This is a genomic window from Pseudomonas alkylphenolica (assembly GCF_016009175.1).
Lineage (GTDB): Bacteria > Pseudomonadota > Gammaproteobacteria > Pseudomonadales > Pseudomonadaceae > Aquipseudomonas > Aquipseudomonas alkylphenolica_B.
In genome coordinates this window covers 97866-116635 of the sequence record NZ_JADUCM010000005.1, presented here as the reverse complement: position 1 = coordinate 116635, position 18770 = coordinate 97866, and the positions used below count along the sequence as shown (strand labels likewise).

General features: G+C 62.3%; 20 protein-coding genes. 6 read left to right on the top strand and 14 right to left on the bottom strand.

Features of this window, described 5'->3' with window-relative positions; genetic code table 11:
• Nucleotides 1-4: 4 nt before the first annotated feature.
• The 3 genes from I5S59_RS07510 to I5S59_RS07500 form a co-directional block, all read right to left on the bottom strand.
• Complete coding sequence (locus I5S59_RS07510) at nt 5-1114, bottom strand: AGE family epimerase/isomerase (protein ID WP_197876079.1); 1110 nt, start codon at nt 1112-1114, stop codon at nt 5-7.
• A gap of 77 nt (nt 1115-1191) precedes the next feature.
• On the bottom strand, nt 1192-1821 hold the full coding sequence (locus I5S59_RS07505; protein ID WP_197876078.1) for a TetR family transcriptional regulator: 630 nt from the start codon (nt 1819-1821) through the stop codon (nt 1192-1194).
• Between the two features lie 134 nt (nt 1822-1955).
• Nucleotides 1956-2411 (bottom strand): phage infection protein, encoded by a 456-nt coding sequence (locus I5S59_RS07500; RefSeq protein WP_197876077.1) that lies wholly within the window; start codon nt 2409-2411, stop codon nt 1956-1958.
• 327 nt (nt 2412-2738) lie between these two features.
• Between I5S59_RS07500 and I5S59_RS07495 the strand changes: the two genes are divergently transcribed.
• Nucleotides 2739-4799: an AsmA family protein gene (locus I5S59_RS07495; RefSeq protein ID WP_197876076.1), complete on the top strand. Its 2061-nt coding sequence runs from the start codon at nt 2739-2741 to the stop codon at nt 4797-4799.
• Nucleotides 4800-4852: 53 nt separating this feature from the next.
• On the opposite strand, the gene I5S59_RS07490 is transcribed toward I5S59_RS07495, so the two are convergent.
• Together I5S59_RS07490 and osmE are read right to left on the bottom strand one after the other, a co-directional pair.
• Nucleotides 4853-5383, bottom strand: coding sequence for a ferritin-like domain-containing protein (locus tag I5S59_RS07490; protein WP_197876075.1), 531 nt, complete (start codon nt 5381-5383; stop codon nt 4853-4855).
• A 14-nt stretch (nt 5384-5397) separates the two neighbouring features.
• A complete protein-coding gene (gene osmE, locus I5S59_RS07485) occupies nt 5398-5751 on the bottom strand; it encodes an osmotically-inducible lipoprotein OsmE (RefSeq protein ID WP_197876074.1) in 354 nt (117 codons plus the stop codon).
• A gap of 124 nt (nt 5752-5875) precedes the next feature.
• Here osmE and I5S59_RS07480 point away from each other — a divergent pair, with 124 nt between their 5' ends.
• A complete protein-coding gene (locus I5S59_RS07480) occupies nt 5876-6766 on the top strand; it encodes an esterase/lipase family protein (RefSeq protein WP_197876073.1) in 891 nt (296 codons plus the stop codon).
• On the opposite strand, the gene I5S59_RS07475 is transcribed toward I5S59_RS07480, so the two are convergent.
• Entirely contained in the window at nt 6747-7643 is an 897-nt protein-coding gene (locus tag I5S59_RS07475) for a DMT family transporter (protein WP_197876072.1), read from the bottom strand. The genes I5S59_RS07480 and I5S59_RS07475 overlap by 20 nt on opposite strands.
• A 198-nt stretch (nt 7644-7841) precedes the next feature.
• Between I5S59_RS07475 and I5S59_RS07470 the strand changes: the two genes are divergently transcribed.
• Nucleotides 7842-8126 carry a PsiF family protein gene (locus I5S59_RS07470; RefSeq protein ID WP_197876071.1) on the top strand — a complete coding sequence of 95 codons (285 nt, stop codon included), beginning with the start codon at nt 7842-7844 and terminating at the stop codon, nt 8124-8126.
• A 114-nt stretch (nt 8127-8240) separates the two neighbouring features.
• Nucleotides 8241-9248, top strand: a complete 1008-nt coding sequence (locus I5S59_RS07465) for an AI-2E family transporter (protein WP_197876070.1) — start codon at nt 8241-8243, stop codon at nt 9246-9248.
• A 96-nt stretch (nt 9249-9344) separates the two neighbouring features.
• Here I5S59_RS07465 and I5S59_RS07460 read toward each other — a convergent pair whose 3' ends face one another.
• On the bottom strand, nt 9345-10610 hold the full coding sequence (locus I5S59_RS07460; RefSeq protein WP_197876069.1) for an Hsp70 family protein: 1266 nt from the start codon (nt 10608-10610) through the stop codon (nt 9345-9347).
• Nucleotides 10611-10769: 159 nt separating this feature from the next.
• Between I5S59_RS07460 and cbpA the strand changes: the two genes are divergently transcribed.
• Nucleotides 10770-11720, top strand: coding sequence for a curved DNA-binding protein (gene cbpA, locus I5S59_RS07455; RefSeq protein ID WP_197876068.1), 951 nt, complete (start codon nt 10770-10772; stop codon nt 11718-11720).
• A gap of 2 nt (nt 11721-11722) precedes the next feature.
• Nucleotides 11723-12028 (top strand): chaperone modulator CbpM, encoded by a 306-nt coding sequence (locus I5S59_RS07450; protein ID WP_197876067.1) that lies wholly within the window; start codon nt 11723-11725, stop codon nt 12026-12028.
• A gap of 81 nt (nt 12029-12109) precedes the next feature.
• Here I5S59_RS07450 and I5S59_RS07445 read toward each other — a convergent pair whose 3' ends face one another.
• The 7 genes from I5S59_RS07445 to urtA all read right to left on the bottom strand — a co-directional run bounded on the left by I5S59_RS07445 (nt 12110) and on the right by urtA (nt 18748).
• The gene (locus I5S59_RS07445; protein ID WP_197876066.1) at nt 12110-12631 is read right to left on the bottom strand and encodes a GNAT family N-acetyltransferase; all 522 of its coding nucleotides are present in this window, start codon (nt 12629-12631) and stop codon (nt 12110-12112) included.
• Nucleotides 12632-12637: 6 nt separating this feature from the next.
• Nucleotides 12638-13171 carry a GNAT family N-acetyltransferase gene (locus I5S59_RS07440; RefSeq protein ID WP_197876065.1) on the bottom strand — a complete coding sequence of 178 codons (534 nt, stop codon included), beginning with the start codon at nt 13169-13171 and terminating at the stop codon, nt 12638-12640.
• A 36-nt stretch (nt 13172-13207) separates the two neighbouring features.
• A complete protein-coding gene (urtE, locus tag I5S59_RS07435) occupies nt 13208-13906 on the bottom strand; it encodes an urea ABC transporter ATP-binding subunit UrtE (RefSeq protein WP_197876064.1) in 699 nt (232 codons plus the stop codon).
• 31 nt (nt 13907-13937) lie between these two features.
• A complete protein-coding gene (gene urtD / locus I5S59_RS07430; protein WP_420066444.1) occupies nt 13938-14798 on the bottom strand; it encodes an urea ABC transporter ATP-binding protein UrtD in 861 nt (286 codons plus the stop codon).
• Nucleotides 14795-15874 (bottom strand): urea ABC transporter permease subunit UrtC, encoded by a 1080-nt coding sequence (urtC, locus tag I5S59_RS07425; RefSeq protein WP_197876063.1) that lies wholly within the window; start codon nt 15872-15874, stop codon nt 14795-14797. Before urtC ends, urtD begins: the two co-directional genes overlap by 4 nt.
• Nucleotides 15874-17361 (bottom strand): urea ABC transporter permease subunit UrtB, encoded by a 1488-nt coding sequence (urtB, locus tag I5S59_RS07420; RefSeq protein ID WP_197876062.1) that lies wholly within the window; start codon nt 17359-17361, stop codon nt 15874-15876. The genes urtC and urtB overlap by 1 nt, the downstream gene beginning before the upstream one ends.
• 121 nt (nt 17362-17482) lie before the next feature.
• Entirely contained in the window at nt 17483-18748 is a 1266-nt protein-coding gene (urtA, locus tag I5S59_RS07415; protein WP_197876061.1) for an urea ABC transporter substrate-binding protein, read from the bottom strand.
• Nucleotides 18749-18770: the final 22 nt, after the last annotated feature.

The following is an 18770-nucleotide window of genomic DNA, read 5'->3' as shown; positions in this document are numbered from 1 at the left end:
TGCGTCAGATCTGGCGCTGCAACCCTTCCAGGCAGGTTGCCAGGTGATAGGGCGTGGTCGACGGCATATCGCTGCGGCTGACCGCGCCTTCGGCATCACGGCACTCGTACCAGCCACCGGCATGCAGGAAGCGCTGCTGCAGCGCCTGTAGCTGGACGAGCACCTTGGCGGCGCTGTCCGGGCGCAAGGCCAGGGCACGCAGGTATTCAGCCTGGGCCCAGATGCGCTGGGTGGCATCGCGCACTTCGCCGTCAGCGCTGAGCATGGCCAATGCCGCAGTGTCTTTCACCCCGCACTGCTCGGCATAGGCGAACGCCCGGTCGAGGGAGGCGTGCAGCGCGCTGCCGCGCAGCAGCGGTGAAGACTCCAGCAGGTAGAACCATTCGAACTGATGGCCAGGCTCGAACCAGTTATCCACAGCACCACGCGGTTTTTCCAGCATCACCCCGTGTTCGGCATCGATGAAGTGCTGTTGCATGGCGTCGGCCAACGCCAACAGGGCCTGTTGCACCGCTTCATCGTCGCGCACCGCGAGGGTGGCGAGGAACGCTTCGGCCAGGTGCATCAACGGGTTTTGCAGGGGGCCGCTGCCCACGTCCGACCAGTCTTCATCGAGACTCGCCTCATACAACCCGTCATCGCGGGCGAAACGCTCGGCCACCACGCTCAAGGCCGCGTTGAGCGTGGATTCGACCAGTGACTCGCGCACCTGGCCCCAGTAATGGGCGCAGGCAAAAATGATGAACGCGTGGGTGTAGAGGTCTTTGCGCCGGTCCAGCGGTTTGCCCTGGGCGTCGATGCTGTAGAACCAGCCACCGTGCTCGGCATCGTGGAAATGCCGCTGCAGCGAACGAAACAGCGCCGCCGCGCGTTCGCGGGCACCGGGTTCGTCGATGCGGCTGCTGAACAGGTAGAGCTGGCGGGCACAGGCCATGGCCCGATAACGCTGTACCGGCAGCGGCTGATGCTGCGGATCGAGTGCTTCGAAAGGCAGGGCCAGTTCCGCATTCCAGCCCGGACCTTGCCAGAGCGGCACGATGCGCTGGGTAAAGTGCGTCTTGACCTGTTCGAGCAGGGCAGGCAATTCAGGCTGGGCAGTACGAAGGTCGGGCATGGAGAAGAGTCGTCGCGGTTGGTGCGTTTGCGCGCATGGTAGCAGGAAACCCCACGGGAACGGCGCTGTGACGATGCCTAGAGACTGCTCAGGCCCTGCCAGTGCTTGGCGCCGACAAAGATGAAGCGCAATTGCTGGGTGATCTTGTCCTGCGCACTCAGGGCGTTTGCGCCATCGTCGTCAGGTTCGTCGATCAGTTCCGGCAAGGTGGCAAACACGGTTTTGACCACCAGGTCGGCGATTACCGAGAGGGCGGCGCTGTCCAGGTGCTGCCAGCGCGGCATGCGCTCAAGGTCGGTCGCCAGGTCCGAACTGATGCCCTGGCGCAGGGTGGCGATCGCCTGGCGTACCGGCTGCGAACCACCGTATTGCTCGCGGGCGAGGAACAGGAACTGTGGACGATTGGCGGCAACCACGTCGAGGAAGATGCGCACCGAGGCGTCGGTAATGCCACCGAGTTCGAGCTCGTTGTGGCGAACCAGGCGAATGGTCTGGCGAAAGGTTTCGCCGACTTCATTGACCAGGGCCAGGCCAAGCTGGTCCATGTCGGAGAAATGCCGGTAAAAACCGGTGGGCACAATACCCGCGAATTTACTCACTTCGCGCAGGCTGATGCTGCCAAAGCCCCGGCCACTTTCCATCAGGTGGCGGGCGGCATCCAGCAAAGCTTGGCGGGTCTGTTGTTTTTGTTCGGCGCGCGGCAGCATGGCGAGTATCGGTTGGCAGTCAAACAGCCCTGCACTCTAATAGCCTGCGCCGGGAAAAACAAAGCCCGGTCAATTGACCGGGCTTGGAGGGGAACCGTTGCAAGGCTGGGATCTCTTATTGTGTGGCATAGGCGTCAGCTCACACGGTGGTTCTGTTCGATCAGGCGGTCAGCGCCACCTTCGGCAACCTGAAAGCGTGCGTTCAAGCGATCGGAGCCACCTTCGGCGACGCGGTTGGTGCGTTCCAGCAAGCGATCGGAACCGCCTTCGGCGACGCGATTGGTACGCTCCAACAGGCGATCGGAACCGCCTTCGGCGACGCGATTGGTACGCTCCAGCAGGCGATCGGAACCGCCTTCGGCGACGCGATTGGTGCGCTCCAGCAGACGATCGGAACCGCCTTCGGCAACGCGGACGTTGCGCTCTTTCAGGCGATCAGAACCGCCTTCGGCCAGGGTGTTCAATGGCTGTGAGATCACCGCCGAGCTGGAGCGCGATTCAGCCGTCAGGCTTTGGTCGGCGGCAGGAATGGCGAAGGCATTGGCGGCCAGGATCGACAGGGACAAGCTCAGGAGTAATTGGCGTTTCATTGTTCGGTGCTCCGTGGTGGTGCTGGAAAGTGGGTACGGAGCCAATGCTACGCCGGGGGGCGGGAGATAAAAGTTCATAAAGATAATGGTAACAATCAACGGAATTGATGTTTTGCCGCAGGTGCTCTAGCCCGGGTGTTCCAGGCGGTCTCAAAACCGTCTTGGGGGCGTGTAGACCAAGGTCGTATCGAGGAACAATCAAGAAAAAACCGCGCTATCAGCCGCTATCATGCAACGTCGGTTAAACCCTTGGGCGTTTCATCAGTCCGAAGAATACGTGCTATCAAATCGCCCACCTTGGCCCGGTGATCGCAAGGAGAATCCGCAATGACGCGTCCCGCCAGAATCCTCACCTGGACCTTTGCCAGCCTGCTGTTGCTGCTGACGATACTGGTCGTGGTGATTGCCACCTTTGACTGGAACCGGGTCAAGCCGATGCTTAACGCCAAAGTCTCCGAGGCGTTGCACCGTCCCTTCGCCATCAACGGCGATCTGCAGGTCCGCTGGCAGCGCGAGCCGGAGCAGGGGGGCTGGCGGGCGTGGGTACCCTGGCCGCGTTTTATCGCCCAGGACCTGACCCTGGGCAATCCTGACTGGCTCAAAGAGCCGCAGATGGTCAGCCTCAAGCAGGTCGAGTTCCGCCTTGCGCCCTTGCCGTTGCTGTTTCAACAGATTGTCATCCCGCGTATCGACCTGAACCAGCCTACTGCCAGCCTCAAGCGCCTGGCCGACGGCCGTGCCAACTGGACATTCGACTTCGGCCCCAAGGATGAACACGCCGAGCCTTCGGCCTGGGTGCTCGACATCGGCGCCATTGGCTTCGACAAAGGCCAGGTAAGCCTGGATGACCAGACCCTGAAAACCCGTCTGGACGTGCTGATCGACCCGCTGGGCAAACCGGTGCCGTTCGGCGATATCGTTGGCAAGGCTTCGGCAGCAAAGGCTGGTGGGGCTCAGGACTATGCCTTTGGCCTGAAGGTCAAAGGGCGTTACAAGGGCCAGGCGCTTGCCGGCGAAGGCAAGATTGGCGGCTTGCTGGCACTTCAGGACGCGAGTCAGCCCTTTCCGTTGCAGGCTGACCTGCAGATCGCCGATACGCGCATTGTCCTTGCCGGCACCCTGACCGACCCGCGTAACCTGGGTGCCCTCGACCTGCGCCTGCGGCTGTCGGGTGCTAGCCTGGGCAACCTCTATCCCTTGACCGGTGTAACGCTGCCGGACTCCCCGCCGTACGCCACCGACGGTCATCTGGTGGCCAAGCTGCATGAGCCGGGAGGCGCGCTGTTTCGCTACGAAGGCTTCAACGGCAAGATCGGTAACAGCGATATCCATGGCGACCTGACGTTTGCCGCCAGCCAGCCGCGACCCAAGCTCAGCGGTAACCTGGTGTCCAACCAGCTGCTGTTCAAGGACCTGGCACCGCTGATTGGTGCCGACTCCAACGCTGAACAGAAAGCTCGTGGTGGCGCCAGCAAGCAGCCGGCCGGCAAGGTGCTGCCGGTCGAGGAGTTCCGTACCGAGCGTTGGCGGGCGATGGATGCCGACGTGACCTTCAGTGGCAAGCGCATCGTGCACAGCGAGTCGCTGCCGTTCACCGACCTGTCCAGTCACGTTGTCCTCGACGACGGGGTGTTGCGCCTTGAGCCGCTGCGCTTTGGCATTGCCGGCGGCAAACTGGATGCACAGATTCGCCTCGACGGGCGCGCGGTGCCGTTGCAAGGACAGGCTCAGCTGAGTGCGCGGGGCTTCAAACTCAAACAGCTGTTCCCCACCTTCGAGCCGATGAAAACCAGCTTTGGCGAACTCAATGGCGATGCCGATCTGAAAGGCCGGGGAAATTCGGTGGCCGCCCTGCTGGGCACCGCCAATGGCAACCTGAAGATGCTGATCAACGATGGTGCCATCAGCCGTGGGCTTATGGAGATCGCCGGGCTGAATGTGGGTAACTACGTCATCGGCCAGTTGTTTGGCGACAAGGAGGTGAAAATCAACTGCGCGGCTGCCGACTTCGGTATCAAGATTGGCCTGGCGACCACGCGCCTGTTTGTCTTCGACACCGAGAACGCGATCATCTACATCAATGGCACGGCCAACTTCGCCAGCGAGCAGCTGGACCTGAAGATCAATCCCGAGTCCAAGGGCGTACGTCTGTTCTCGCTGCGCTCACCGTTGTATGTGCGCGGCCCGTTTGCCAAGCCCAGTGCCGGCGTGCAGGCAGTGCCGCTGGCCTTGCGCGGTGCGGGAATGGTTGCGCTGGGGGTGCTGGTCGGTCCGGCGGCAGGCCTGCTGGCGCTGGTGGCACCGGGCGGCGATGTGCCCAATCAGTGCACGCCGTTGCTTGAGCAGATGAAGTCGGGGAAGGCACCGAGGACGGTGAAGGCCGGTTAAGTTAAGTGCGGCTGTTCGCGGCGGTCCGGGACGCTGGACCGCCGCGAAGTTTCTCAAAGGCCTTTGAGCAGGTCGGCCATGTCATCGGCATGCTCTTCTTCCTGGGCCAGGATCTCTTCGAAGATGCGCCGTGTGGTGGGGTCGGATTCACCGATGTACTGGATGATCTCGCGGTAACTGTCGATGGCGATACGCTCGGCAACCAGGTCTTCAAGGACCATTTCTTCAAGGTTCTTGCCTTCCACGTATTGCGCATGGGAATGCTTGCTCAGGTTATCCGGGTTCAGGTCCGGCTCGCCCCCGAGCTGCACAATGCGCTCGGCCAGTTTGTCGGCATGCTCCAGTTCCTGGGTGGCATGTTCGAGAAACTCCTCGGCCGCCACGCTGGCCTTGATGCCGCTGGCCATGAAGTAGTGGCGTTTGTAGCGCAGGGCGCAGACCCATTCGGTTGCCAGCGACTCGTTGAGCAGCCGCAGGATCTGCTCGCGGTCGGCGTTGTAGCCTTCAGTCACGGCGCCTTGCTCGACATGCTGGCGGGCACGTTTGCGCAGGGTTTTCACATCGGTCAGTTCAACGGTGCTCATGGTGTTCTCCGGGGCTAGATGTCGGCTTTGGCTTTCTCTACGGCTTGGTCATCGGTCTGGCGCTGTTCACAGGTCTTGAAACCCTTGGCATCCACATGCCCGGTGGCGTCGAAGCGCACGTAGTAGGCTTGCTGATGGCCTTCCTGATTGAGGATGTAGTTGTTGCAGGTACCGCCATGCGGCAGGTCGATCACGCTGGAGGGGCTGCCGCCGATGGCGATCACCCGCTGCATGGTCATGCCGTTCTCGACCTGCTTGACCAGCGGTTGGTCGCGGTAGGTGACGTAGTCGACCGGGTTTTCCGGACGGCTACCGCAAGCCGCCAGGGCGGTGGTGGTCAGGAGGATTGCCAGGGTCTGCTTGTACATGGTCCCGCTCCTTGCTGAGGGTCTACAGGGTTGGAACCGCAGCAAGCGCCGGGAGTTCGATTGCGATTGCAATCAAACTGCCTGTAGGGTGGGGCCGACAGTCCACGGAACGGGAAATGCAGCCATGGCTCAAGAACTTGCCACGCGTTATCCACTGGTGCTGGTGCCCGGTATGCTTGGCTTCGTCCGCCTGGTGCTTTACCCCTACTGGTTCGGCATTGTTTCGGCATTGCGCCGGGGTGGGGCCAGGGTGTTTGCCATTCAGGTGTCGCCGATCAACTCCACCGAAGTACGTGGCGAGCAGTTACTGCAGATCATCGCTGACATTCGCCAGCAGACCGGTGCCGACAAGGTCAACCTGCTGGGCCACAGCCAGGGCGCGCTGACGGCGCGCTATGCGGCCGGCAAGCGGCCGGAGTGGGTGGCCTCGGTCACTTCGATTGCCGGGCCTAACCATGGCTCGGAGCTGGCGGATTACCTGCACGAAAAATACCCGGCCGACTCTGCGCGGGGGCGTCTGCTCAAGGCCCTGTTACATGGCCTGGGGGTGCTGCTGGGCTGGCTGGAGACCGGTTGGCGTGGGCCCAGGCTGCCGATTGACGTGCATGCCTCGCACCATTCGCTGACCCGTGCCGGGGTTGCGCTGTTCAACCAAGCGTACCCGCAGGGGCTGCCCAACACCTGGGGCGGCGAGGGACCGGCCGAAGTGGGCGGTGTGCGCTACTACTCGTGGTCCGGCACCTTGCAGCCGGGGTTGACCGACCAAGGCCTGAACCGTCTGGACGGCAGTAACCGCTTTTGCCGATTGTTTGCCAAAACCTTCGTCCATGAAGCCGGTCATTGCGACGGCATGGTCGGGCGCTACAGCTCGCATTTGGGCCAGGTGATCGGCGATGACTATCCGCTCGATCACCTGGACATCGTCAATCAGTCACTGGGTGCGGTAGGCAAGGGGGCCGAGCCGGTGCGCCTGTTCACCGAGCATGCCGCCCGCCTCAAGGCTGCGGGGCTGTAGCACTGGCAGGGCGTACCGGCGTTTTCCAGCGTTCGGCGAGAATCACCCCGGCCAGGGTCAGCAGGCCGCCACCCAGGTGGTACAGGGCCAGTTGCTCGTCGAGCACCAGTGCGGCAATAACCGCGGTGACTGCCGGCAACAGGTTGAAGAACAGCGTGGTGCGGCTTGGCCCCAAGCGGCTGACCGCCTGCATCCACACCAGCGGCGCAACCATCGAGGCCAGCACGCAGGCATACAGCACCAGGCCGATATTGCCGCTACCCAGGCCGGTTTTCTCTGAAAACACGAACAATGGGAACAGCACGATGATTGCCACCAGCACTTGCAGGTAAAGCAGCAGCAGGGGTGGCAGGCGCAGCTGCCATTTCTTCAGCAAGGTGCTGTAGAGCGCGTAGGCGAGGGTGGCAATCAGCATCAGGGCGTCGCCACCGTTGACGCCGTGTTGCAGCAACATCGCCGGATCGCCGGCCGAGACCACCACCATTACACCGCAGAACGACACCAGCGCGCCGATCAGCGCGCCGTAGGTCAGGCGCAGCCCCAGGCTGATGATGGCCATGGCCAGTGACATCAAGGGCATCAGCGACAGAATGATGCCCATGTTGGTGGCGCTGGTGATGGCGGCGGCGAAGTAGGCCAGGCTCTGGTACACCGCCATGCCCAGTACGCCGAGGATGAAAATCTTGCCCAGGTTGGGGCGGATATCGCTCCAGCGGCGCAGCATCGGGCGTAGCAGGAACGGCGTGAACAGCACGCCGGCCAGCAGCCAGCGATAGAAGCCGATTTCGGCCGGAAAGATCGCACCGGCCGACATCTTGGTGATCACTGTATTGCCAGCCCAGATCAGGATGGCCAGCAAGGGGAACGCATAATTCATCAAACACAAGCTCTGAAGGTACAGCCGGCCATTATCCCTTGGTTTTTCGTGTTGGTTGTACCGTACGGCGATAATTCGGCTTCGCGGGCACATTTCAGGACCGTACTTGAGACTTGCCCCGGCCGAGGGCCTGCAGAAAATCTTGTCTACACTTTTGTCGATGCCGCGCACTGAGTGCGGCGACGAGGAGAGAAGACCATGACGCACCTGCGTTTGCCGCTGCTGCTGGTGGGGTTGTTGATGTGTTCGTACAGCGTTGCCGACACCCCGCAGCAGGAAAAAATGCGAACCTGCAACGCCGATGCCAGCGCCAAAGCCCTCAAGGGCGATGAGCGCAATGCGTTCATGAGCAATTGCCTGAAGGCCAAGCCGTTGACACCCCAGCAGGAAAAAATGAAAACCTGCAGTGCCGACGCCGCGACCAAGGCGCTCAAGGGCGATGAGCGCAACGCGTTCATGAGCAATTGCCTGAAGAAAAAATGACCCGCCGAACCTGACCTGGCGCAGCCGCTGTCGATGCAGCGGCCGAGCCCCTATGCCTGCCCGGCGAAGGCTGGCAGACTGCGCCTTTTCCTGCAGTTGCCCCTTTGAGGTTGTATGACCTTTACTCCGCGCCAGATCAAGCTGGCCAGTTGGATCATTGTCTTCGCCGGCCTGTTGCTGGCGTTGCCGCTCAAGCTGTTGCCGAGCCTGCTGGCGGGCCTCCTGGTGTTCGAACTGGTCAACATGCTGACCCCGAAGCTGCAGCACCTGATTGCCGGGCAGCGCGCGCGCTGGCTGGCGGTGGCATTGCTTGGCACCCTGGTGGTCAGCACCCTGACGCTGCTGTTTGCCGGCGCCATCAGTTTCCTCCTGCACGAGGCCGAAAACCCCGGTGCCTCGCTGGACAAGTTCATGCTGCTGGTGGATCAGGCGCGTGGGCAACTGCCACCCTTTGTCGACGCCTACCTGCCGGCCAGTGCCGCAGAGTTCAAGGTGGCCATCGGTGAATGGCTGAAGACGCACCTGGGCGAGCTGCAACTGGTGGGCAAAGGCGCGGCGCACATGTTTGTCACCCTGTTGATCGGCATGATTCTCGGGGCCATTGTCGCCTTGCAGCGCATTCCTGACATTTCCCGGCGCAAACCGCTGGCTGCGGCGCTGTTCAACCGCCTGGCGCTGCTGGTTCAGGCGTTTCGCAACATCGTGTTTGCGCAGATCAAGATTTCGCTGCTCAACACCTTCTTCACCGGGATCTTCCTGGCAGTGGTGTTACCCCTGTTCGGGGTGCACCTGCCGCTGACCAAGACGCTGATCGTACTGACCTTCCTGCTCGGCCTGCTGCCGGTGATCGGCAACCTGATGTCCAACACCCTGATCACCATCGTCGGCCTGTCGCTGTCGATCTGGGTGGCCATGGCGGCGCTGGGCTATCTGATTGTTATCCACAAGGTCGAGTACTTCCTCAACGCGCGGATTGTCGGTGGGCAGATCAGCGCCAAATCTTGGGAGCTGCTGCTGGCGATGCTGGTGTGCGAGGCGGCGTTTGGATTGCCGGGGGTGGTGGCGGGGCCGATTTATTACGCTTACTTGAAGAGCGAGTTGCGTCAGGCCGAGTTGGTGTGAAGCAATCACAGGCTTCGCCAGCTCCCACAGGATTTGCTGTGTTCTTGTGGGAGCTGGCGAAGCCTGCGATAGGGGCGCGAGGCGCCCCCTTGGCCATCAGCCGTAACGCTTGCGCGCCTCGATCGCCAGGCCGCTGCCGATGCTGCCGAAAATGTTGCCTTCGACATGACGCGCCTTGGGCAACATGGCCGCGACACTCTGGCGCAAGGCCGGGATACCGCTGGAACCCCCGGTAAAGAACACCGTATCAACCTGTTCGACACCCACGCCCGCCTTGGCCAGCAGCTCGCTGACGCTGCCGCGCACGCGTTCGAGCAGGTTGTCGATGGACTCTTCGAACAGGGCCCGGCTCAGCTCGACATTGAGCCCCGGCTCGACGCGCTTGAGGTCGACCAGGCGGCTGTCGGCGTGGGTCAGCTCGATCTTGGTTTCTTCCACTTCCATCGCCAGCCAGTGACCGGCACGCTGTTCGATCAGCTTGAACAGGCGGTCGATGCCGTTGGTGTCTTCGATGTCATAGCGCATGCTGCCCAGCGCCAGCTGGGATTTTTGCGAGTACACCGAGTTGATGGTGTGCCAGGTCGCCAGGTTCATGTGGTGGCTGGTCGGCATGAAGGCGCCGCTTTTCATCCGGCTGCCGTAACCGAACAGCGGCATGACGCCCTGCAGGCTCAATTGCTTGTCGAAGTCGGTTCCGCCAATGTGCACACCGCCGGTGGCGAGGATGTCTTCATGGCGGTCGTCGAGCATGTGGCGCTCGGGCGCCAGGCGCACCAGGGAGAAGTCCGAGGTACCCCCGCCGATGTCGACGATCAGCACCAGCTCTTCGTGCTGGATGTTTGACTCGTAGTCGAAGGCGGCAGCGATCGGTTCGAACTGGAAGGAGACTTCCTTGAAGCCGATTTTCTTCGCGACTTCTTCCAGGGTGTCCTGGGCTTCCTGATCGGCGGCCTGGTCGTCATCGACAAAATGCACCGGGCGGCCCAGCACCACTTCATCGAACGCGCGCCCGGCATTGGTTTCGGCGCGGCCCTTGAGCTCGCCGATGAACATGCCCAGCAGGTCCTTGAACGGCAGGGCGGTGCCCAGCACGCTGGTGTCGTGCTTGATCAGCTTGGAGCCCAGCAGGCTCTTGAGCGAGCGCATCAGCCGGCCTTCGTACCCTTCGAGGTATTCGTGCAGGGCCAGGCGGCCGTAGACCGGGCGGCGTTCTTCGATATTGAAGAACACGACCGACGGCAAGGTGATCTTGCCGTCCTCCAGGGCGATCAACGACTCCACGCCCGGGCGATGCCAGCCGACGGTGGAGTTGGAGGTGCCGAAGTCGATGCCACAGGCACGGGCCGGGGATGCGTCACTCATGGGATGTACTTCCGGGGAAAAACGGCCGCGCAGTTTATGCCAGTGGCCAGCAGAATCAAGACCGATTATCTGCTTTACAGCAAACCCAAGGCGACCTTGAAAGGCTATGCTTGACCCCAATCTTCAGAAGCATTGAACAACTTTATGGTGATTCCTTAGATGGACTTCAAAGACTATTACAAGATTCTTGGCGTTGAGCCGACTGCGGACGAGAAGGCGATCAAGACCGCCTACCGCAAGCTCGCGCGCAAGTATCACCCTGACGTCAGCAAAGAGCGTGACGCCGAGGAAAAATTCAAAGAGGTGAACGAGGCCCACGATGTCCTCAGCAGCGCCGAAAAGCGCGCTGAATACGACGAGTTGCGCAAGTACGGTCAGCATGGTCGGCCGTTCCAGGGGCCTCCGGGGTGGGAAAGCCGCAACACCGGCGGGTTTGAAGGTGGCGACTTCTCCGACTTTTTCAGCTCGATCTTCGGCTCGCGCGGTGGCAACGGCAGCCCATTTGGCCGTGGCCAACAACAACGCAGCGCCGGTCGGCGAGGGCAGGACGTGGAAATGGAACTGGCGATTTTCCTCGAAGAAACCCTGTCTGCGGAATCGAAGCAGATCAGCTTCCAGGTGCCGCAACACAATGCTGCGGGCCAGCGTACCGGCTTCACCACCAAGACCCTGAACGTGAAGATCCCGGCCGGCGTTACCGATGGCGAGAAAATTCGCCTCAAGGGCCAGGGCGCGGCAGGTATTGGCGGTGGTGCCAATGGCGACCTGTTCCTGACCATTCGGATGGCACCGCATCCGCTGTTCGATGTCGAAGGTCATGACCTGATCATTACCGTCCCGCTGGCCCCGTGGGAAGCGGCGCTGGGAACCAAGGTGGCGGTGCCGACCCTCACCGGCAAGATCAACCTGACCATTCGTCCGGACAGCCAGAGCGGGCAGCGTCTGCGGGTCAAGGGCATGGGGCTGGCCAACAAGCAGGGCCAGCGCGGTGATCTGTATGCGCAACTGAAAGTGGTGATGCCGAGCCAGAGCGATGACGCAACCCGCGAACTGTGGGGCAAGCTGGCAGAAAAAGCGGCGTTCAATCCGAGGACACAATGGAGTAACTGAGCATGAGCAGTACCCTGGTCGTTCAACTGGACATGCAGACCCTTTGTCAGGAAGCCGATCTGCCGGCTGCCTACGTGATCGAAATCGTCGAGCACGGCATTGTCGAACCTTCCGGGCGAACGCCGGAAGAGTGGCTGTTTGACGATCAGGCCCCGGTGCTGGCCAAGCGCGCGGCGAAGCTGCAGCGCGAACTTGAACTGGAGTGGGAAGGGGTGGCGCTGGCCCTGGAGTTGCTGGAGGAAGTTCAGCAACTGCGCAGCGAGAACAGCATGCTCAAGCAGCGCCTGGGGCGGTTTCTGCAGGGTTGATTGCGTGGGATTCATCGCCAGCAAGCCGGCTCCTACACGGTCCGTAGGAGCCGGCTTGCTGGCGATAGGCGCCTTAAGGCCTTACAAAAGCTTGTAGTACAGCGCCGTCGCCCGGTAGGTGCCTTCGGGGCTGCAGGCATATTGCGGGATCTCACCGGCCTTGGTGTACCCCAGCGCCCGGTAAAACGCCTCGGCCCCGGACCCGGCCTCGGTGTCCAGGTACAGCATGCCGCGCTGCTTCTGCCGGGCTGTCGCTTCCAGCACCTGCATCAACTGCTGGCCCAGGCCGTGGCGCTGCGCCTGGCTGTGCACCAACAGCTTCTGCACTTCGGCACGGTTCAGACCATTGGGTTTCTGGCACAGCCCCAACTGCACACTGCCAATCACTTCCTGATCCTTGCTGACCACCCACAGCAGCAATTCGCCGCTGCTCAGGCGCTGTTTCACTTCATCGAAGTAGCTGTTGGCCTGCTGCGCATCGATGTCCTCCAGAAAACCGACCGATGCACCGTGGCGAACCGCATCCAGCAACAATGTCACCAGGCCGTCGCGAAAGTGGGCAAGGCTTTCATGGGTGACACGATGAAGGTGCGCAGCATTCATTCGGCATCACTCCTTGGCGCTTGGGTCCGCGCCTGGGTTGAGGATCAACTGCATGAAAGTCAGGTCCAGCCAGCGGCCAAACTTCACCCCCACCTGCGGCATTTGCCCGTTGAGGGTAAAGCCCAGGCGTTCGTGCAGGCGGATCGAGGCGGCGTTGCCGCTTTCGATGGCGGCAACCATGACGTGCTTGTCACGGGTGCGGGCACGCTCGATAAGTGCCTGCATCAGCAGTGGCCCCAGACCGTTGCCGCGCTGGTCGCTGCGGATATACACCGAGTGTTCGACGGTGTGGCGAAAGCCTTCGAAGGGGCGCCAGTCGCCGAATGAAGCATAGCCGAGCACCTGCGCCGGGTCCGTAGTCGCCACGGCCACCAGAATCGGGTAGCGCTGGGCCTGGCGGGCGTCGAACCAGGCCTGGCGGTTGGCCAGATCAACAGGTTGCTCGTTCCAGATCGCCGTGGTGTTGAGCACGGCGTCGTTGTAGATGTCGCGAATACCCGGCAGATCGGCAGGTACGGCATCACGAATCAGGTAAGTCATGACGTTTTCTCGAAGGTGTACGAACTGTCGCCCAGATTAAATGGTTACCAGCCCGCGCACACCTTCGGCCTCCATGTTTTCGCCGCGCCCGGCCTGAACAATCTCGCCCCGTGACATCACCAGGTACTGGTCGGCCAGTTCGGCGGCAAAGTCGTAGAACTGCTCGACCAGAAGGATTGCCATGTCGCCGCGGGCAGCCAGCTTGCTGATCACTGAGCCGATTTCCTTGATGACCGAGGGCTGGATGCCTTCAGTAGGCTCATCGAGGATCAGCAGTCGCGGCTGGCTGGCCAGGGCGCGGCCGATGGCCAGTTGCTGTTGCTGCCCCCCGGAGAGGTCGCCGCCACGGCGGTGCTTCATTTGCAACAGGACCGGAAATAGTTCGTAAATGAACGGCGGCACGCTTTTCGCCTGGCTGGCACTGAACCGTGACAGGCCCATCAGCAGGTTTTCCTCGACTGTCAGACGTGGGAAGATTTCACGGCCCTGGGGAACGTAGGCGATTCCCGCCTGCACCCGCTGGTGGGGCTTGAACCCGGTGATGGTCTGGCCTTCCCATTGCACGCTGCCTTCGCGGGTGGACAACAGGCCCATCAAACAGCGCAGCAAGGTGGTTTTGCCTACCCCGTTGCGGCCCAGCAAGCAGGTCACCTCGCCGACCTTTGCCTCGAATGACAGGCCGCGCAATATGTGACTGCCGCCGTAGTACTGATGAAGTGCATCGATTTTCAGCATGTCTGATACCCGTCGTTTGTCTGTTCCGGCCTTATCGCCCGAGGTAAACCTCGATCACCCGATCGTCGGCCTGCACCTGCTCAAGCGACCCTTCGGCCAGCACACTGCCCTGGTGCAATACCGTCACATGGTCGGCAATGCTGCCGACAAAGCCCATGTCATGCTCGACCACCATCAGCGAATGCTTGCCGGCCAGGCCCTTGAACAATTCGGCGGTGAACTCGGTTTCAGCATCGGTCATACCCGCCACCGGCTCATCGAGCAGCAGCAGTTGCGGGTCTTGCATCAATAGCATGCCGATCTCCAGGAACTGCTTCTGGCCGTGAGACAGCAGCCCGGCCGGGCGTTGGGCCGAGGCGCTCAGGCGAATGGTCTGCAGCACCTCGTCAATGCGGTCGCGCTGCTCGCCGCTCAGGTGTGCAACCAGGCTGGCCAGCACCGACTTGTCGGCCTTTTGCGCAAGCTCCAGGTTCTCGAACACACTCAAGGCCTCGAACACCGTGGGCTTCTGGAACTTGCGCCCGATACCGGCCTGGGCGATCTGCACCTCGCTCATGCGGGTCAGGTCCAGGGTGTCGCCAAACCAGGCCTTGCCTGTGGTAGGACGGGTCTTGCCGGTGATCACATCCATCAGCGTGGTTTTGCCGGCGCCGTTGGGGCCGATGATGCAACGCAGCTCGCCGACACCGATGTACAGGTTCAGGGCGTTGAGCGCTTTGAAGCCGTCGAAGCTGACGCTGATATCCTCCAGAGTCAGTACCGTGCCGTGGCGTGCATCCAGGCCCTGGCTGCGGGCCTGGCCGAGGCCGATGGCATCGCGGCCGCTGCCGGCGCCAAGGATCGGCTCGAGCATGAATTCGGGGTGGGCCGGTGGCAGTGGAATGGCTCTCATTGTTCACCCCTCTTCTTCAGCAGTCCGACCACGCCCTTGGGCAGGTACAAGGTCACCAGGATGAACAGCGCACCCAGGCAGAACAGCCAGTATTCGGGAAAGGCGACGGTGAACCAGCTCTTCATGCCGTTGACCAGGCCGGCGCCCAGCAGCGGGCCGATCAGCGTGCCGCGCCCGCCCAAAGCGACCCACACGGCGGCTTCGATCGAGTTGGTCGGCGACATTTCGCTGGGGTTGATGATGCCCACCTGCGGCACATACAGCGCACCGGCCAGGCCACACAGCACCGCGCTCAGCACCCAGACGAAGAGCTTGAAGCCCCGCGGGTCGTAGCCGCAGAACATCAGGCGGTTTTCGGCATCGCGCAGCGCAGTCAGCACCCGCCCGAACTTGCTCCGGGCCAGGCGCCAGCCCAGGTACAGGCTGGCGACCAGCAAACTGACCGTGAGCAGGAACAGCACGGCCCGGGTGCTTTGCGCGGTGATCTCATAACCGAGGATGCTGCGAAAGTTGGTGAAGCCGTTGTTGCCGCCAAAGCCGGTCTCGTTGCGAAAGAACAGCAGCATGCCGGCGAAGGTCAGCGCCTGGGTCATGATCGAGAAATACACGCCCTTGATCCGCGAGCGGAAGGCGAAGAAGCCGAACACCAGGGCCAGCAGGCCCGGCGCCAGTACCACCAGGCACAGGGCCCAGGCGAAATGCTGGGTGCCGGCCCAGTACCAGGGCAGCTCGCTCCACGACAGGAAGGTCATGAACGCGGGCAGGCCATCACCGGCGGCTTCACGCATCAGGTACATGCCCATGGCATAGCCGCCCAGCGCAAAGAACAGCCCATGGCCCAGCGACAGCAGCCCGGCATAGCCCCAGACCAGGTCCAGAGCCAGGGCGACGATGGCGTAGCAGAGGATCTTGCCGACCAGTGTCAGGGTGTAGGCCGAGACGTGCAGGCTGTGGCCTTCAGGCAGCAACGACAGCAGCGGCAGGGCCAGCAGCACCAGCAGGACGACCGCGCCGGTGGCCAGGGTCCAGCGCGGGCCGGCTTTCTGGCTGGCGGTAACAAGCAGTGGCTGGTTCATCAGTCGATTACCCGTCCCTTGAGTGCGAAGAGGCCTTGCGGGCGTTTCTGTATGAACAGAATGATCAGTGCAAGGATGAGGATCTTGCCGAGCACCGCACCGATTTGCGGCTCCAGCAACTTGTTGGCAATGCCCAGACCGAAGGCGGCCCAGAGGCTGCCGGCGAGCTGGCCGACGCCGCCAAGCACCACCACCAGGAAGGAGTCGATGATGTAGCTCTGGCCCAGGTCCGGGCCGACGTTGCCAATCTGGCTCAAGGCCACGCCACCGAGCCCGGCGATGCCGGAACCGAGGCCGAAGGCAAGCATGTCCACTCGCCCGGTAGGCACGCCGCAGCAGGCGGCCATGTTGCGATTCTGGGTGACCGCCCGTACGTTCAGGCCCAGGCGTGTGCGGTTCAACAGCAGCCAGGTCAGCAGCACCACAAACAGGGCAAAGCCAATGATCACCAGGCGACTGTAAGGCAGCACCAGGTTGGGCAGCACCTGCAGGCCGCCAGAGAGCCAGGCCGGGTTGGCCACTTCAACGTTCTGGGCGCCGAACAGCAGGCGGATCGCCTGGATCAGGATCAGGCTGATACCCCAGGTTGCCAGCAGGGTTTCCAGCGGGCGCCCGTACAGGTGACGAATCACCGTACGCTCCAGGAGCATGCCGACCCCGGCGCTGACGGCGAATGCCACCGGCAGGGCGATGAGTGGATAGAACTCGATGGCGCCTGGCGCATAGCGCGCTATCAGCACCTGCACGACATAGGTCGCGTATGCCCCGAGCATCAGCATCTCGCCGTGGGCCATGTTGATGACCCCGAGCAAGCCGAAGGTGATCGCCAGGCCGAGGGCTGCCAGCAGCAGGATCGAGCCGAGTGACAGGCCGCTGAAGGCCTGGCCGAGCAACTCGCCGAACAGCAGTTTGCGTTTGACCTGCGCCAGGCTGGTTTCGGCGGCGGTACGCACGTTGGCATCGGTTTCGACGCCCGGTTCGAGCAGGGTTTCCAGGCGCGTACGCGCCATGGGGTCGCCGGTTTCGCCTAACAAGCGCACCGCTGCCAGACGTACTGATGACTCAGGGGCGGCCAGCTGCAGGTTGGCCAGGGCCAGGCCGAGCGCCGCGCGCACGGCGGCATCAGCTTCGATCGCGTAGCGCCGGTCGAGAAACGCGACCTGGGCCGGTTGCGCACTTTTCTGCAGCTGTTGAGCGGCGGCCAGGCGCACCTTGGCCACATCGCTGAGCAGTTGATGGCTGGCCAGAGCGTTTTCCAGCAACCCGCGAAGGCGGTTATTAAGACGTAGTTTGCGCGTGTCGCCTTCGGCAATGCGGCCCTGGCGCAGGTTGTCGAGCAACGGCAGGCGCGCGGCGTCGGGTTGTGCGGCCCAGCCTTCGAGCAGGCTGACCTGTTCGGCGGGCTTGGCCGTGATGAAATATTCGCCTTCGCTGGCCTGGGTTGCCAGCGGCAATAGCAGGAGGAGGGTGAGCAGGAGTCTGAGCATGCGGGCAATCCTGGAAGTCGGCGGTGGATGCTTCGCGGGTGAACCCGCTCCCACAGATTCGGTGTGGTTCACTGTGGGAGCGGGTTCACCCGCGAATGGGCCGCACAGCGGCCCCAATGGCTCAGTTACCCTTCACCGCATAATCCGGGCGCTTGTCATTCCCGGGAATGAACGGGCTCCACGGCTGTGCCCGCAGCGGCTGTTCGGTTTCCCAGACCACGTTGAACTGGCCGTCATCCTGGATCTCGCCGATCATCACCGGCTTGTGCAGGTGGTGGTTGGTCTTGTCCATGGTCAGGGTGTAACCCGACGGTGCCTTGAAGGATTGCCCGGCCAGCGCTTCACGGACCTTGTCGACATCGGTGGTGCCGGCTTTTTCCACTGCCTGGGCCCACATGTGGATACCGACGTAGGTGGCCTCCATCGGGTCGTTGGTCACGGCCTTGTCGGCGCCCGGCAGGTTTTTGGCCTTGGCATAGGCCTTCCAGTCGTTGACGAACTGGGTGTTTACCGGGTTCTGGACCGACTCGAAGTAGTTCCACGCGGCCAGGTGGCCGACCAGGGGTTTGGTGTCGATCCCGCGCAGTTCTTCTTCACCCACCGAGAAGGCCACTACGGGCACGTCGGTGGCCTTCAGGCCCTGGTTGGCCAGCTCTTTGTAGAACGGCACGTTGGAGTCGCCGTTGACGGTGGAGATCACCGCCGTCTTGCCCCCGGCAGAGAACTTCTTGATGTTGGCGACGATGGTCTGGTAGTCGGCATGCCCGAACGGTGTGTAGACCTCTTCGATGTCCTTGTCGGCGACGCCTTTGCTGTGCAGGAACGCGCGCAGGATCTTGTTGGTGGTGCGCGGGTAGACGTAGTCGGTGCCGAGCAGGAAGTAGCGCTTGGCGCCGCCGCCTTCTTCGCTCATCAGGTATTCCACCGCCGGGATCGCTTGCTGGTTGGGGGCGGCGCCGGTGTAGAAGACGTTGGGCGACATTTCTTCGCCTTCGTACTGCACGGGGTAGAACAGCAAGCCGTTGAGCTCTTCGAATACCGGTAGGACCGACTTGCGCGACACCGAGGTCCAGCAGCCGAAGACCACGGCAACCTTGTCCTGGGTCAGCAACTGGCGACCCTTCTCGGCGAACAGCGGCCAGTTCGATGCCGGGTCGACCACCACCGGCTCGAGCAGCTTCCCGTTCACGCCGCCCTTGGCATTGATTTGCTCGATGGTCATCAAGGCCATGTCCTTGAGCGACGTCTCGGAGATCGCCATGGTGCCCGACAGCGAATGCAGGATGCCGACCTTGATGGTCTCGGCGGCCTGGATGCTCCAGCTCAGGCCCATCGCGGCGATCGATGCGCTGAGGGTAAAAGCCTTGATCAGACTGCGACGCTTCATGTGCTCTCTCCGTTGTGTCGGC